Here is a 15,224-nt window from a genome sequence, read left to right as displayed (position 1 = left end):
CGACGCAGTGTTGTGTCGGCGGGAGGTACGCCATCGTCCGCGGCCCGGATCAGGCTCCGGCGCGGCCGTAAGGACTCGGTAAGGCGGCGGGTCCGGCTACGGGGCGAGCCGGCCGGACCCGCGGCTCACCTCAGATTCCCCGCGATTGCCACTGCTGGTTGGCGCCGCCGTGGCAGGCCCACAAATTGATCCTGGTGCCGGCGGCGGTGCCGTTGCCGACGACGTCGAGACACAACCCGGACTGCACACCGGTGATGGTGCCGTTGGTGTTGACGGTCCACTGCTGGTTGGCCTGGCCGCTGCAGTCCCAGACGATGACCGCGGTGCCGTTTACCGTGCCCTGGCCGGACGCGTCGAGGCACTTGTTGCTGTCGAGCCGAAGTTGCCGGCCGGACGTGTAGGTCCACCGCTGGTTGCTGCTGGTGACGCAGTTGCCGAGCTGAGCCGGGCTGTTGTTGGTGGCGGCGGCGACCTCGAGGCAGCGGCCCGACTGGACGCCCACGAACTGCCGGGCCTGGTCGGTCCCGCTGCTCTGCGGCCCGGCCGCGGCCATCACGGCCTGAGCCCCCGAGGGCCAGTTGCCACCGCTCACCGTCACGTTGCCCGAGACGACGTTCCCGCGGTCGCCGTTGGTGACGTTGGTGCTGCCGTTGGTCGACCAGTTGCCGGTGACGGTGAAGTTGCCCATGTTCTCCGCGTACCAGTAATTGGCGGTGGCCCAGGTTCCGGTGGACGAGAAGACGTTGTTCCGCGCGGTGTAGTAGCGCGAGCCCTCGTCGAAGTAGAGCCCGAACCCGTTGGACCGCAGGCAGTAGTTGTCGCTGATGACCGAGCCCGGATTGGCCGACAGGGTGTAGATGCAACCGCCGTCGGTCATCTGCTGCATGACGTCGTGGATGTAGTTGCCGACCATCTGGTTGCCCGACGCGGTGGTGGCCGTCGAGTACCGCGGCTGGTAGTTGTAGAGGCCCCGGTCGGCGTAGTGATTGCTGCCCCCGGCGTCGTTGGAGCCCCAGCCGTAGCCGATGGACATGCCGGTGTACGGCAGGTTGTAGACCTCGTTGTGCGAGATCGAGGCGTTATTGACGTACGTCGTCAGCACCGACACGATGCCGCGGTGCTCCAGCCCCAGGTCGTGGATCCGGTTGTTGCTGACCGTGATGTTCCGGTTGACCATGCGCGAGTCGCTCGGGTGGTGCGCGTCGGCCCGGACCCCGCCCACGACGATGCCGCCGGCCACATTGCGCGCGATCTCCGACCGGTTCACCGTCACATTGGTGGCGCCGAGCCCGACCCCGCTGCCGTGCGCGTTGGCGTCGTTGCCGATGCCGATCGCGGTCTGCCCCAGGTTGACGAACTGCGAGTCGGTGAACGTGATGGTGTCGGCCGCCGAGACCTGCACCGCGGCCGGCGACTGCTGCCAGTTGGGCCGGGTCGCCTCGAACCGCGGGCAGCCCTGGTGGCACGAGGTGAAGGTGGGCCAGCTCCAGTTCCCGGTGATGTACGCACCGGTCTGCTGATCGGCGTAGCCCTGGTTGCTGTTCGGCCCGAGCCAGCTGGTGCCGGTGAAGGTGATGCCGCTGAAGGTGATGTGGTGCGCGGGCGCGTCATACGTGCCACCGACCTGGACCAGCGACTGCACGGTGGGCAGCTCGACGCTGACTGTGCTCATGTTCTGCCCGTTGAGCGGGATGTAGGACAACGCACCCGTCGCCGGATCGAGGTACCACTCCCCCGGCGCGTCGAGGAACTCGTACGCATTGGTCAGATAGAGCGGCCCGGCCCGGTGCGGCTGGGCGAAGGTGTCGTACCCGAAGTTGTTGTTGCTCCACCCGGGCTGCTGCATGGTGATCTGGTTGCCGCTGATCCGCTGCACCGACACGTACCGGTCGGTGAAGGAACCCACGCTCTCCAGCTGGATCCGGCTCTGATTGCCGAGGTTGTTGAGATAGGAGAGCGAGGAGTTGGTGAACCGCAGACCGGCGCTGTCGGCACTGAAATCAGAACGATTGACTTGCGTACGGGCCCTGGTCGCGACCGCCCCGGCCACGTAGAGCTGGCGACTGTCGAGCCCGGCGCCGACGTCGGCCCGCCAGATGTTGCGGCCCGAGTCGGCCAGCGACCAGCCGGTCACCGCCCGGGCGCCGCTGATCACCGGACGGGCCGAGGGGGCGGCCTGCCAGATCACGCGATAGCCGTTGCGGCCGGAGTCGGCCGCGGTCATCCGCAGCGGCGCCGACTGCCGGTAGACCCCGTCGGCCAGCTGGACGACGACGTTGCCGGACATCGAGGCGGTCAGCGACCGCACCACCGTCTGGGCCGTGGACAGCGAGCAGGGCTGGGCCGCGGTGCAGGTCGTTCCGGACCCGGACGGAGCGGCGTAGAGGGTCTGGTCGGCCGCGAGGGCGGGGCCGGTGACGGCCAGGGCGGCCGCCGCCCCGACCACCATCGCGGCGGCTGCGCCTGCCGTCTTCTGTCGCGTGTTGGTCATGTTCGGCTCCAGCGCTGGTTGGCGGCGGTGTGGCAGCCCCACACGACAACGGCCGTGCCGTTGGCCGTGCCGGCGCCGCTCACGTCGAGACACAGGCCCGTCTGGACGTTGCTGACGGTGCCGTTGCTGTTGAGATTCCACTGCTGGTTCGGGCCTCCGGCGCAGTCCCAGATCCGGGCCGGGGCGCTGGCCGTCGAGGTCGCGGGCACCTCCAGGCACTTGCCGAGCACCCGCAGGGTCTGACCGGTGAGGGTGAACTGCTGGTTGGCGTTGGCGTGACAGTCCCAGAGGATCATCGGCGAGCCGTTGGCCGAGCCGGCCCCGTTGACGTCGAGGCAGCGCCCGGCCGACTCGCTGCGCAGCCGGAACGAGGGGTTCGGGCTCGTCCCACCGGTGAAGAACTGCCAGACCTCCTGCTTGACCCAGCTGCGGGCGCCGCTCTCGCAGCCCGCGCAGCCGTCCACCGGCCCCTGCTGGTGCCCGCCGTCGAAGGCGGCCCACGCCACCGGGTAGCCGGCCCGGCAGCCCGCATAGGCGGTGGTGATGTGGGTCCGGCTGCCCGCGGCCGGCTCGGGCGGGTTCTGCGCGGTGCACCCGTTGTTCCGGACGAACCTGTCCCGCAACGCGCGCCCGGCCGCGGGGTTGTCACCGTTGCCGTGGATCCCCAGGTAGGCGACCGCTTGGGTGCCGCCGCTGCACCCGCTGATCGGGCCCGGAGCGGCGATGGCGGCGACTGCCCGGAAGACGGCCGGCCGGGCGCAGGCCAGCGCGTAGCTCATGGCGCCGCCGTAGCTGAAGCCCAGCGCGAAACGTTGCGTGGTGTCGACGCAGAGGCCGTCGCCGATCCGGCTGACCATGTCGTCGACGAACGTCACGTCCTCGCCCCCGGTGTTGGCCCAGCCGTTGCCGAGGCCCTGGGGCGCCACGAAGATCGTGCTGTCGCCGGCCAGCCGCCGTAGCCCGTAGTGGGCGTAGACGTCACCGTCGCTGCCGCCCGAGGCGACCGCCTCGGCGGTGCCGCCCCACCAGTGGAATCCAAAGACCAACCGGTACTGCCGGTTGCTGTCGTAGCCGGCCGGGACGCTGAGGATGAACGAGCGGCTCTTGCCCCCGCTCTGGATGGTGTGCGTCCCGCTGGTCAGGGTCGGCGCCCGTCCGCAGCCGGGGGTGGCCGCGGCCGCGCGGGCCTCGGCCACGGTTCCCGGGACCAGTACGAGCAGGACGGCGATCAGCGCCGATTTGAGGAAAGACATCATGACACCACCACGAGTTGAAAACGCTGGTTGAGGCCGGCGCCGGGGGTCCACTGGGAGATGCGGGCGCCGTCGGCTGTGGACGCCTGCCACACGTCCATCGCCATCCCGCTCAACCGGTTGATCAGCCGGACCACCCCGCTGCCCTGGTCGTCGACCCGCCACTGCTGACTGGTGGCGCTCGTGTCGGCCTGCTGGGTGATATCGGCGCCGGTGCCGGTGCCGGACACCTGCAGCACCAGACCGCTGTGCCGGGCCCGGATCCGGTAGTAGCCGCCGTCGCCGGCCAGGAAGTCGAACTGCTGGTTGAGGGCGCTGCCGACCGGCCACTGGATCAGCGCGGCGCCGGCGCTGGTCGACGCCGCGTTGATGTCGGCGGCCTTCCCGCTGTGCTGGGCCACCAGCCGGTAGTGGACGCCGGCCTCGACCGGGCCCGACGACGACCGTACGGCCGACGCCCGGTAGGTGTGGCCGGCCTGACCCACGAATTCCATCAGGTCGGACTCGATCCGGGTCGGTTGCACGGTGGCCCCGCTCGCCTCGTCGCGCATCTCGAACGGGCCGGCGAAGAGCCGGCTGCGGACCCGGATCGTCCCGGCGCGGTCCGGCCGCACGGTGAGTTCGGTGCTGGTGCTGGTCCAGGACGCACCGACCGTGTAGCCGCCGCGGCCGCGCAGCCCGGTGACGCTGCCGATGGGCCAGGCCGACGGCAGCGCGGGCAGCACGTGCAGCTCGCCGTTGTGGCTCTGCAGCAGCATCTCGGCGATCCCGGAGGTGGCGCCGAAGTTGCCGTCGATCTGGAACGGCGGGTGCAGGTCGAACATGTTGGGCGCGAGCCGGTCCGTGCGCACCAGGTCGCGCAGCAGCTTATGGGCGCGCCCGCCGTCCTCCAGCCGGGCCCAGAAGTTGATTTTCCAGGCCAGCGACCACCCGGTCCCGTCGTCGCCCCGCAGCTCCAGGGTCTGGCGCGCGGCCTGGTACAGCTGCGGGGTCCCGCGCCGGGTGATCTGGTTGCTCGGGTGCAGGCCGTACAGATGGGAGACGTGGCGGTGGGTGCGCTCGGTCTCGACCCAGTCGGCCAGCCACTCCTGGATGTTGCCGCGCGAGCCGACCCGCATCGGGGCCAGCCGGTCGCGCGCGGCCAATGCCTGCGTCCGGAAGCTGGCGTCGACCCCGAGCACCTCGGTGGCCCGGGCCACGCCGGTGAACAGGTCGCGCAGGATCTGGTTGTCCATGGTCGGGCCCGCGCACACGCTGGCGTTCGAGTGGTGGGCCAGCTCCGGGGAGTTGGACGGGTTGGTGACCAGATAGCCCAGCGACGGGTGGGTCACCAGCGAGTCGAGGAAGAACTGGGCCGCGCCCTTCAGCGCGGAATAGTTGGCCCGCAGGAAGTCCACGTCACCGGTGAACAGGTAGTGGTCCCAGATCAGGGTGGCCAGCCAGGCGCCACCGGTTTGCCACATGCCCCAGAACGCGCCGTCGACGACCGACGAGCCACGCCAGGCGTCCGTGTTGTGGTGGGTGACCCAGCCACCGGCGCCGTACTGCACGCTCGCGGTCCGGGCGCCGGTCACGGCCAGGTCCTTGATCAGGTCGAACACGGGCAGCTGGCAGTCGGCGAGGTTGGTGGTGCCGGCCGGCCAGTAGTTCATCGGCAGGTTGGCGTTGATGGTGTATTTCGAGTCCCAGGACGGGGCCATCTCCTGGTTCCACAGGCCCTGCAGGTTGGCCGGCTGGGTGCCGGGCCGGGACGAGGCGATCAGCAGATATCGGCCGTACTGGAACAGCAGCGCGGCGAACTGCGGGTCGTTCTGCGACGCGTGCTGAGCGATCCGTACGTCGGTGGTCTGGTCGGCCGCCGCCGTGCGCCCCAGGTCGATCGTCACCCGGTTGAACAGTGCCTGATGGTCGGTCACGTGCCGGGCGCGCATCTGGTCGAAGCCGACCGTGCGGGCCGCAGCCAGGTGCCGCCGCGCGATGCCCTGGTAGTCGCCGTTGACCGTGCGGTAGTTGACATAGCTCGAGCCGATCGACACCAGCACGGTCACGCTCGTCGCCCCGGAGACCCGCAGCGTGCCACCCGAGCTGCTGACCGTGCCCCCGGTGACGCTCGCGCCGGCCAGGGCGAGGAACCGGACCGAACCCGCTTTGCCCTCCATCGAACCGGAGATGCCGTCGAGGCCGATCGTCGCCGAGTCGGGGCTGGACACGGTCGTCTGCTGCGGGCTGTCGAACGTCGCGCTGAACGTGATGGCGTTGGCCCGGTCGGCGGTCAGCCGCACGGCCACCACCTGGTCGGGCGCGCTCGCGAACACCTCTCGCTGGAAGCGCACCCCGTTCAGCACGTACGAGGTGGTCACGGTGGCGGTCGTCAGATCCAGCGTCCGTACGTACTGGGACGCGCCACTGGCGCTGCCGAAGGCCAGCCGGAGGTTGCCCACCGGCTGGTAGGCCAGCTGCCCGGCCGGATTGCCGAGCATCGTCTGGTTGATCAGATCCTGGGCCGGAACCCACTGGTCGGCGAAGACCCGGCGCCGGATCTCGGCGAGGTTGGCCGCGCCCTGGGTGTTGGCCGAGTCGTACGGGCCGCCGGCCCACACGGTGTCCTCGTTGAGCTGCAGCCGTTCGGTGTCGACGTTGCCGAACACCATCGCACCGAGCCGGCCGTTGCCGACGGGCAGCGCCCGCAGCCAGTCCGTTCCGGCCCCCTCGTCGTAGCGCAGCGCCAGGTCACCGGGGGCCGCCGCGGCCACGCCGGCCGACGCGGCCACGGTCCAGCCGGTCGGCAGCAAGGTCGCCCCGGCCCCGGCTGCCCCCGCCGCGAGCAGTTTTCTGCGAGTCACTTCGGTCACGGAAGGACCCACCTCTGGTTGGTGCCGCCGTGGCAGCTCCAGATGATCAGTTGGGTGCCGTCGGCCGTGCTGCCGCCGTTGGCGTCCAGGCATCGGCCCGACGCGGCGTTGACCAGCGATCCGTTGGCGCCGGCGGTCCAGTTCTGGGTGGCCGCACCGGTGCAGGCGGAAAGTTGAACCTGACCCCCGCTCGCGGTGCTCATGCATTTGCCGAGCGACCGCAGGGTGCTCCCGTTGACCGTCCACTGCTGGTTGGCGCCGCCGGTGCAGCTCCACAGCTGGATCTTGGTGCTGTCGGCCGAGCTGTTCCCGGCCACGTCGACGCATTTGCCGGTGGAGCTGGTGATCCGGCCGGCCCGGGGCGTCGTACCGCCGAGCTCTTTGACCCGGACGTGGCGGAACGAGACGGCGCCGTTGTTCTGCAGGCCGAGGTAGCCGGAGGTCAGGGAGCGCGCCGGGTCCGTGTTCGTGAAGTCGTTGACCCGGACGCCGTTCAGGAAGACTTGCAGCCGCTCCCCCTCGACCAGCAGCTCGTAGGTGTTCCACTCGCCCGGCGGGTTCAGCGCGGCGTCGCGGGCGGCGGTGTCGGCCGGCTGGAACCCGGTCACCGCCCCGGTGGTACCGCCGCCGATCTGCACCTCATGTCCGTTGGCGGCCGCCGCGTTCGGATCGCTGCCGGCCGGGAACCCGATCAGCACGCCGGAGTCGTCGGTGCCCGGTGTCATCCAGTCGAGCTTCAGCGAGTACGAGCGGAACTCCTTGGCGCTGTACGAGAGCAGGCCGGGCCCACCGGACGCGGTGAGCGTGGCGTTGCTGTTGCTGAACGAGCCCGCCCCGGACTGCGACCAGCCGGTGGTGGAGCCGTTGTAGAGCGCGGTGTAGCCGGTCTCGGGGCGGCAGTCGGCCTTGGTGCGGTTGGCCGCGTACCGGATGCCGCCGAGGATCAGCGCCCGGAACCCGGCCTCGGTGTAGCTGGCCTGGGTGTGCCCGGCGCCCGTGTAGAACGAGCGCCCGCCCTGATAGCTCTTGCACCAGGTGTGCGGGTGGTCGCCGCCCATCGAGCCACCGGAGTAGGTGGATTCGTCCAAGGTGGACAACACTCGGGCCGTCGAGCGGGGGTTGCTGCGGAAGTTGTACCACTCGTCGGTGCGGGTCGCGGCCGGGGCCAGCCCGGCGGTGGCCGCGTGGGCCCGGTTCTCGGTCCGGACGGTCGCCGCCTGGATCGCCGGGTGCGAGGCGAAGTACGCCCCGACCAGCTCGCCATAGAACGGCCAGTCGTACTCGGTGTCCGAGGCCGCGTGCACGCCCACGTAGCCGCCACCGGCCCGGATGTAGTTCTCGAAGGCGGTCTGCTGGGTCGGGTTGAGCACGTCGCCGGTGGTGTTGAGGAAGACCACGGCCTCGAACTGGGCCAGGTTGCTCGCGGTGAACTGGCCGGCGTCCTCGGTCGCGGTCACCGAGAAGCTGTTGGCCGCCCCGAGATCGCGGATCAGCTGGATGCCGGCCGGAATGGCGTCGTGCCGGAAGCCCGCCGTCTTCGAGAAGACCAGGACGTCGTACGGGATGTCGGCCGCACTGGCCGGGGTGCCGCCGACGCCGGCGAAGGCGATCAGCGCCGCCGCGGCCGCGGCGAGAACGCGCGTGAGTGGTCGCATGGCCAGGGTTCCTCTCATGGCAGGGTCCAGCGTTGGTTGGTGCCGCCGTGGCAGGTCCAGATGATCAGCTGGGTGCCGTTGGCCGAGCTGCCGCCGTTGGCGTCGAGGCACTTGCTCGACTGACCGTTGACCAGCGAACCGTTGGTGCCCGCGGTCCAGTTCTGCGCGGCCGAGCCGTTACAGGTCGACAGCTGCACCGCGCTGCCGTCGGCCGTGGCGCCGCCGGCCACGCCCATGCACTTGCCCAGGGCCCGCCAGGTGCTGCCGGTGCGGGTCCACTGCTGGTTGGCGCCGGTGCCGCACGTCCACAGCTGGATCTTCGTGCCGTCGGCGGTGCCGGAGGCGTTGACGTCGACGCACGAGCCGCTCGCGCCGACGATCCGGCCCGTTCCGCCGCCGCTCGAGGTGCCGCCGAAGGTGAAGGCGTCGACGTCGAACAGCGTCCCGGAGCCGCCCGAGAAGGTCAGGTACAGCGTGGTCGTGCCGGAGGGCACGTTGGACAGGGTCGTCGACACGTCGGTGAAGGTCTCGTAGCTGCCGGTGACCGGGACGGTGACCGAGCCGAGCACGGTGCCCGTGGCCGAGCCGGCGCGGACCGAGATCGTGCCGCCGGCGCCGCCGGACGACACCCGGGCCGTGAACCGGGTCTCGCCCGCGAGCGAGTACCGCTGGAACGCGATCCAGTCACCGTTCTGGATGTCACCAACGGTCTGCCCGCCCTCGGCCGTCGTCTTGCTGTAGAGCGACGTGCCGGACTGGGTGTTGCGGTGCTCGGCCTGCCGGTGCCGCGGCTGCAGGATCTTCTGGGCCCGGGTGGTCAGCGCGGGTTGGCCGTTGGCGCCCTTGTCGGTGTACTCCGCGTCGAGCACCGCGAACAGGTTGGCCGCCGTGTCGTGCTCGCCGTCCACCGGGATCCGCAGCGTCCCCGAGCATCCGGTGCTCGAGCTGATCGGGTGCGCGTGGTCGTCGTGGCCGAGCAGGTAGCTCAGCTTGACCCGGCTGCAATCGATCGTGCCGTCCTCGGGGTCGGACACGGTGATGGTGTAGGGCACGCTGTCGCCGAAGTTGAACAGTCCGCCGTCGGCCGGGGTGTTCAGCACGACCGTGGGTGCGGTGTTGCCGACCGTGACCGTCGTCGAGGCAGAGGCGGTGAGGCCGGCCGGATCGGTCACGGTGAGGGAGACCGTGCGCTCGCCGGCCGCGGTGTACGTATGGGTGGGGTTGGCCGCCGTCGAGGTGCCGCCGTCACCGAAGTTCCAGGCGTAGCTCAGGGCTCCGCCCTCGGGGTCCGACGAGCCGCTCGACGAGAAGTTGACGGTCAGCGGGGCCGCGCCCGACGAGGGATTGGCCGCCACCCGGGCGATCGGCGCCTGGTTGCTGGTGCCGCCACCCCGGTACTCGATGCGGTACAGGGCGGAACTGGCGTCGCCGTTGCCCCAGCCGGTGCCGTAGTCCAGCACGTACAGGGCGCCGTCGGGGCCGAAGGCGCTGTCCATGACCTGCGTGCCGCGCCACGGGAACTCGCTGATCTGCCCGGCCGACCCGTCGGCGTTGACGTCGATGCTCTTGATCCAGCGCCGGCCGAACTCCATCGCGAAGAAGTGGCCGTTCAGCAGCGACGGGAACTTGACCGTGGACGGGTTGGCCGCGTCGTAGTTGTAGACCGCGCCGCCCATCGGCGACTCCGAGCCGCAGCCGAACGCGGACAGCGAGCAGTTGTCGTACTTGATCCAGGCCGGCCGCGCGGCGGGCAGGGTGGTCAGGCCCGTGTTGCGCGGCGAGTTGTTGACCGGGGCGGCGCAGTTGAACCGGCTGCCCGAGGGGCCCGACGGGAACGTGTAGTCCACGTAGGTCTCGTTCGTCGTGTTCGATCCGGTGCAGTAGGGCCAGCCGTAGTTGCCGGCCGAGGTGATGCGGTTGAACTCCACCTGGCCGGCCGGCCCCCGGGTCGAGCTGCTCGTGCCGGCGTCGGGCCCGTAGTCGCCGACGTACAACACGCCGGTCGCCTTGTCGACGCCGATCCGGAACGGGTTGCGCAGGCCCATCGCGTAGATCTCGGGCCGGGTATTGGCCGTGCCCGGCGCGAACAGGTTGCCCGACGGGATCGAGTACGACCCGTTCGCGTTCACCTTGATCCGCAGGACCTTGCCCCGCAGGTCGTTGGTATTGCCCGCGCTGCGCTGGGCGTCGTACACCGGGTTGCGGTTGCTGCGCTCGTCGATCGGCGTGTAGCCGGCCGAGTCGAACGGGTTCGAGTCGTCCCCGGTGGACAGATAGAGGTTGCCGGCCGCGTCGAAGTCGATGTCGCCGCCGACGTGGCAGCACATGCCCCGGTTCGTCGGCACGTCGAGCACGGTCACCTGGCTGCTCGTGTTGAGCGTGTTGTCGGCGTTGAGGGTGAACCGGGACAGCCGGTTGACCCCGTTCCAGACCGAGAAGTCCGAGCCGGTGGCCGGCGCGTCACCGCTGGGCGTGTTCAACGGGGGCGCGTAGAAGAGGTAGATGTACCGGTTGCTCGAGAATCCGGGATCCACCCCCACGCCCTGCAGGCCCTCCTCGTCGTGCGTGTAGACCGGCAGGGTGCCGATCACGCTGGTGACCCCGGCCGCGGTGGTCCGGCGCAGCACGCCGCTGCGGGCCGTGTGCAGCACCGAGCGGTCGGGCAGCACCGCCATCGACATCGGCTCGCCCAGCTCGCCCACGCCCCGGGCCAGCTCGACCTGCTGGAAGTCGGACGCGTTGACCGGATGGGCGGAGGCCGGTGAAACCGGGCCGGTCACGGCGGCCAGCAAGCCGGCCGTCACGAGTGCGGCGGTCGCGGCCGCCGTCAGAGCACGTCTTCTCATGAATTGGTCACCTTTGCCGTCGGGCTTCGCATTCGGAAATGGCGTCGGTGTTCGAGGCGGGCCGCACAACAATGGGCCGACCGGCCGCTGAATCATGTCGGCGGGCGACGTGGACTCATCGCCACCGCGGAACGCACCCGGCGCTCGGAACAGTCGGGTGAACGTTAACAACGTGAGATGGGCGGCTGTGAGCTCGCCTGGCGAGTGAATGTGGGGGATTCGTATGACGTCATACGCTAAGCGGTTGATAGAAGGCAGTCAATAGTTGACTCGTCGTTCACACAGCGGAAACGAAGACGGTCCATTCGGGATCGACCGCGATTCGCGCGAATGCCTGGCGTAACACTTTCCAGCCGGAGAAAAATCGCACCCTGCGCGCAAAGCGCGCGCCGTGCTGCCGCCGGCCTCGCCCGGAACCGAGCCCTTGACCAGCCGAACCGGCACGCATAGATTCCTGTCGTTACTTCCGAGATGTTTCCGGAAGTTTCGGCTCCCCTGTCCTCATCGTTCTCGCGCAAGGAGTTCCCGTGGGTCGTCTTCGACTTCCGCTTTCCGTTGTCAGCGCCGCGATGCTGCTGACCTTCGTCGGCTCGGTCCCGGCCGATGCCACGCCGCCGGGACCGAAACCACCGCAGCCCTACCCCGCCGATTCGCTCCGCGCGCTCGCCGACCGCGTCGGCCTGCGCATCGGCACGGCCGTGAACGCCGACCAGCTGGGCACCAACGAGAATTACACGCAGATCACCGCGCAGCAGTTCTCCTCGGTCACCGCGGAGAACTCCATGAAGTGGGCCGAGGTGGAGGCCGTACGCGGCAACTACACCTGGCAGAAGGCCGACCAGATGGTCGCCTTCGCGAAGAAGAACAAGCAGCTGGTCCGCGGCCACACGCTCCTGTGGCACAACCAGCTGCCCGCCTGGCTGTCGTCCGACGGCACCACGACCACCCTGTCGAACGACGAGGTGAAAGCGGCCCTGAAGAAGCACATCTTCGAGACGATGCGGCACTTCAAGGGCGACATCTGGCAGTGGGACGTGGTCAACGAAGCCTTCGACGACAACGGTCAGCCCCGCCAGACGATCTGGTACAAGGCGTGGGGCGGCACCGGCTACCTCGCCGACGCTTTCCGGTGGGCGCACCAGGCCGACCCCAAGGCCCTGCTGTTCTACAACGACTACAACCTCGAGTTCACCGGGGGTCAAGAGCGACGCCGCGTACGCGATGGTCCGCTCGCTGCAGGCGCAGCGCGTCCCGATCCACGGCGTCGGGTTCCAGGGCCACCTCTCCACCCAGTACGGCTACCCCGACCTGACGAACAACCTGCAGCGCTTCGCCGCCCTGGGGCTGAAGGTCGCGCTGACCGAGGTGGACGTGCGCACGCAGACCAAGCCGGACGCGGTGAACGAGCCGGTGAACGCGCTCGCCCCGTACGCCCAGGAGAGTTACTGGTCCCGCACGCTCCAGGCCTGCCTGGCCGTCCGGGCCTGCATCTCGTTCACGCCGTGGGGCTTCGGCGACTCCTACTCGTGGGTGCCCGGTTGGTTCACCGACCCGCAGGAGGGCGCCGCCCTGATCTACGACGAGCAGCTGAACCCCAAGGGACAGTACGAGGTGTTGCAGCAGGCTCTGGCCCTCGCCTCGGGCGCCCCGCGCCGCTGAGCACATGATCGCTGCCGCCGGCACGCGGCCGGCGGCAGCGATCTATCGATCCCGGTCCGGGCCGAGGAAGGACGACAGGAGTCGCCGGAACTCGTGCGGGTGCTCGATCGCCGGCACGTGCCCGCATCGCCCGAACACGTGCAGCCGGACGTCGGCCAGATGGTCGAGCAGGGGCAGGGCCGCGGTCCCCAGTGGAGTCACCGCGTCCTGCGCGCCGTGGACGAGCAGCACGGGAGCGCGGATCGCCGCCAGTGCCGCCGCGGAGAGGGCGAGGTCCTCGGCCCACCGCGCCCTCGGCGGCGGGAACAACGATGCGAAGGCGGCCTCTCCCGCCCGCATGGCGGCCGCCCGGGCGTCGACGGCAGCCTCGGTCACGAGCGCCTGGTCGAGGAAGAGGCGGCTCAACATGTCCCGGGCCCCGGCCGGGCCGGCGGGAGCGGCCCAGAGCGCGTCGAGATCGGCCGACAGCGGCGCCCCGGGGGCGCCCATCGTCGAGACCGCGACGACCCGGGTGACCTGCTCCGGCCGGGCGGCGGCCAGCGCCAGCGCGACGGCGCCGCCCATGGAATGCCCCACCACGGCGTACGACTCGACGCCGAGCTCATCCATCAGGCCCGCGGCCTGCTCCGTCCACAACCGGAGCCCGCCGCGAGCGCCCGCCGGGACCGGCGTGCGGCCGAAACCGGCCTGGTCCGGGGCCACCACCTGGCGGGCCGGGCCCAGCGCTTGGGCCGTGGCCGCCCACGCGCCGGACCCGGTCGTGCCGGGCCCGGAACCGTGCAGCATCAGAACCGCCGGGCCGCTGCCACTGGTCAGGACGTGGACCGGGGAGCCGTCGACGGTGACCGTCACGCGGCGTTGACGGATTTCGAGAAGACCTCCATCATCGCCCGGCCGAACTGCGGCATGTCGGGCCAGCCCCGGCACGAGACGAGGTTGCCGTCCACGACGTCGGGCGCGTCGATGACGGTCGCGCCCGCGTTCTCCATGTCACCGGTGATGGGCGGGAAGCACGCCGTCTTCCGGCCCTTCAGCAATCCGTACACCGCCGGCACCTGAGCACCGTGGCACACCAGCGCGATGGGAAGGTTGCGCGCGAAGAAGTGCTCGGTGATGCGCCGGACGTCGGCGTCGACCCGGATCCACTCGGGGGCCCGCCCGCCGGGAATGATCAGGGCGTCGTAGCGCTCGACGTCGACCTCGGCCCAGGGCACGTCGACCGGCAGCTTGCGGCCGTTCTTCTCGACGTAGGCGTCGGAGTTCGGGTCGAACTCGTGGATGACCAGCTGGATGTCACGCATCGTCCGGGACGAGACGTCGACCTCCCAGCCGCCCTCCTGCACGCGGTAGTAGGGGTACATGGTGTCGAGCTCCTCGGCGGCGTCGCCGGTCAGGAGCAGCGCTCTGGGCACCTGCTTCTCCTCGCATCCGATGGCGGCTGTGTCAAATCAGATCCGATCCGATCTGATGGGGCTCAGCATCGCTCGGCCCGACCCGCCCGTCAAGCCTCCACCGGCACCTCACCGGCCCGCTCGATCTCGTCGAACAACCGCCCGAAACGCTGGCCCGAGCGCAGGATGTGCCGGCGCATCGCGTAGGCGGCGGCGTCCGGGTCGCGCGCGGCGATCGCGGCCACCACGTCCTCGTGCTCGGCCATGGCCAGGTGGGTGACCTGGGTGTCACGGTGCAACCGGAACAGGTGCACGTGGCTGTGCAGGCGGGCGAGCGTCTCCCGGATGACCTGGTTCTCCGCGCTCAGCGCGACCAGATCGTGGAATGCGGCATCGCGCAGCCCGAAGGCGCCGTAGGCCATGAGCCCGGCGCCCCCCTCCAGCTCGGCCATCTCTACCAGCATCCGGCGCAGGCCGCTGACCTGCTCCAACGAGGCCCGTTCAGCCGATCGGCGGGCCGCCGCCGGCTCGAGGAGCAGGCGGACCTCGAGCATGTCCTCGAATCGTTGCCGGGTGATCTGCGGGGGAATGCGGTAGCCGGCGTGCGGCACCCGGACCACCAGACCCTCGGCCTCCATCCGGTTCAACGCGTCCCGGATCGGCGTCTGGGAAACTCCCAGCTCACGGGCCAGGACGTCGATCGTGACACGGGAGCCGGGCTCGATCCGCAACGACATCAGCTGTCCGAGCAGCGTGTCGTACACGTCGTCGGCGAGCCGGCCACCGGGCCGGGGCGGCGGCATTCCGCTCGTCGTGGCCCGGCCGCCCCTCGCGATCATCGCTTCGTCGTCCATCGTGACGTGCGGTCCTTTCTCGCGTTCTCACGACCTGTTGACATCAGTCACAACGCTGCGTCATGCTGGCGCCCTCACCCGGATCGTATAGGAAACGCGGCAGATCCCCGCCACCGCGGAACTCACCGCCGACGCTCTATCTCGATCACTGAAGCTCCCCGAAGCATGCTCGACATCCTTCTCCACGGCGTGCGGACCTCGAACATCACGGCCTACGCGTAGC

General features: G+C 70.1%; 9 protein-coding genes and 1 pseudogene. 2 read left to right on the top strand and 8 right to left on the bottom strand.

Annotated elements, in window-relative coordinates; translation table 11 throughout:
* Window positions 1-130 precede the first annotated feature (130 nt).
* From M1L60_RS37060 to M1L60_RS37040, 5 genes are read right to left on the bottom strand one after another with little or no spacing between them, the layout of a single operon-like run.
* Window positions 131-2,491, bottom strand: a complete 2,361-nt coding sequence (locus M1L60_RS37060; protein ID WP_253242238.1) for an RICIN domain-containing protein — start codon at window positions 2,489-2,491, stop codon at window positions 131-133.
* On the bottom strand, window positions 2,488-3,747 hold the full coding sequence (locus M1L60_RS37055) for a ricin-type beta-trefoil lectin domain protein (RefSeq protein ID WP_253242237.1): 1,260 nt from the start codon (window positions 3,745-3,747) through the stop codon (window positions 2,488-2,490). Before M1L60_RS37055 ends, M1L60_RS37060 begins: the two co-directional genes overlap by 4 nt.
* Window positions 3,744-6,596, bottom strand: a complete 2,853-nt coding sequence (locus M1L60_RS37050; RefSeq protein ID WP_253242236.1) for a glycosyl hydrolase family 95 catalytic domain-containing protein — start codon at window positions 6,594-6,596, stop codon at window positions 3,744-3,746. Before M1L60_RS37050 ends, M1L60_RS37055 begins: the two co-directional genes overlap by 4 nt.
* Window positions 6,593-8,251 carry a ThuA domain-containing protein gene (locus M1L60_RS37045; RefSeq protein ID WP_253242235.1) on the bottom strand — a complete coding sequence of 553 codons (1,659 nt, stop codon included), beginning with the start codon at window positions 8,249-8,251 and terminating at the stop codon, window positions 6,593-6,595. The genes M1L60_RS37050 and M1L60_RS37045 overlap by 4 nt, the downstream gene beginning before the upstream one ends.
* A gap of 14 nt (window positions 8,252-8,265) precedes the next feature.
* Window positions 8,266-11,097: a PQQ-dependent sugar dehydrogenase gene (locus M1L60_RS37040; RefSeq protein ID WP_253242234.1), complete on the bottom strand. Its 2,832-nt coding sequence runs from the start codon at window positions 11,095-11,097 to the stop codon at window positions 8,266-8,268.
* A gap of 569 nt (window positions 11,098-11,666) precedes the next feature.
* Between M1L60_RS37040 and M1L60_RS48395 the strand changes: the two are divergent.
* Window positions 11,667-12,230 (top strand): annotated as a pseudogene (locus tag M1L60_RS48395) (endo-1,4-beta-xylanase); the annotation flags it as partial.
* Window positions 12,231-12,318: 88 nt separating this feature from the next.
* On the top strand, window positions 12,319-12,756 hold the full coding sequence (locus M1L60_RS37030; protein ID WP_253242232.1) for an endo-1,4-beta-xylanase: 438 nt from the start codon (window positions 12,319-12,321) through the stop codon (window positions 12,754-12,756).
* Window positions 12,757-12,798: 42 nt separating this feature from the next.
* Here M1L60_RS37030 and M1L60_RS37025 read toward each other — a convergent pair whose 3' ends face one another.
* The 3 genes from M1L60_RS37025 to M1L60_RS37015 all read right to left on the bottom strand — a co-directional run bounded on the left by M1L60_RS37025 (window position 12,799) and on the right by M1L60_RS37015 (window position 15,001).
* Complete coding sequence (locus M1L60_RS37025) at window positions 12,799-13,608, bottom strand: alpha/beta fold hydrolase (RefSeq protein ID WP_253242231.1); 810 nt, start codon at window positions 13,606-13,608, stop codon at window positions 12,799-12,801.
* Complete coding sequence (locus tag M1L60_RS37020) at window positions 13,605-14,168, bottom strand: DJ-1/PfpI family protein (protein WP_253242230.1); 564 nt, start codon at window positions 14,166-14,168, stop codon at window positions 13,605-13,607. Before M1L60_RS37020 ends, M1L60_RS37025 begins: the two co-directional genes overlap by 4 nt.
* A gap of 89 nt (window positions 14,169-14,257) precedes the next feature.
* Complete coding sequence (locus M1L60_RS37015) at window positions 14,258-15,001, bottom strand: GntR family transcriptional regulator (protein ID WP_253242229.1); 744 nt, start codon at window positions 14,999-15,001, stop codon at window positions 14,258-14,260.
* Window positions 15,002-15,224: the final 223 nt, after the last annotated feature.

Origin of the sequence: Paractinoplanes aksuensis, from assembly GCF_024137025.1 — a bacterium.
Taxonomy (GTDB): domain Bacteria; phylum Actinomycetota; class Actinomycetes; order Mycobacteriales; family Micromonosporaceae; genus Actinoplanes; species Actinoplanes aksuensis.
The sequence above is the reverse complement of the archived record's forward strand: the minus strand, read 5'-3'. Positions and strand labels throughout refer to the sequence as shown.

Bases quoted from the DNA above. Each gene is read 5' to 3' on its own strand.
- M1L60_RS37055 (WP_253242237.1), bottom strand. From the start codon at position 3,747: ATGATGTCTTTCCTCAAATCGGCGCTGATCGCCGTCCTGCTCGTACTG.
- M1L60_RS37015 (WP_253242229.1), bottom strand. From the start codon at position 15,001: ATGGACGACGAAGCGATGATCGCGAGGGGCGGCCGGGCCACGACGAGC.
- M1L60_RS37060 (WP_253242238.1), bottom strand. From the start codon at position 2,491: ATGACCAACACGCGACAGAAGACGGCAGGCGCAGCCGCCGCGATGGTG.
- M1L60_RS37045 (WP_253242235.1), bottom strand. From the start codon at position 8,251: ATGCGACCACTCACGCGCGTTCTCGCCGCGGCCGCGGCGGCGCTGATC.
- M1L60_RS37030 (WP_253242232.1), top strand. From the start codon at position 12,319: ATGGTCCGCTCGCTGCAGGCGCAGCGCGTCCCGATCCACGGCGTCGGG.
- M1L60_RS37040 (WP_253242234.1), bottom strand. From the start codon at position 11,097: ATGAGAAGACGTGCTCTGACGGCGGCCGCGACCGCCGCACTCGTGACG.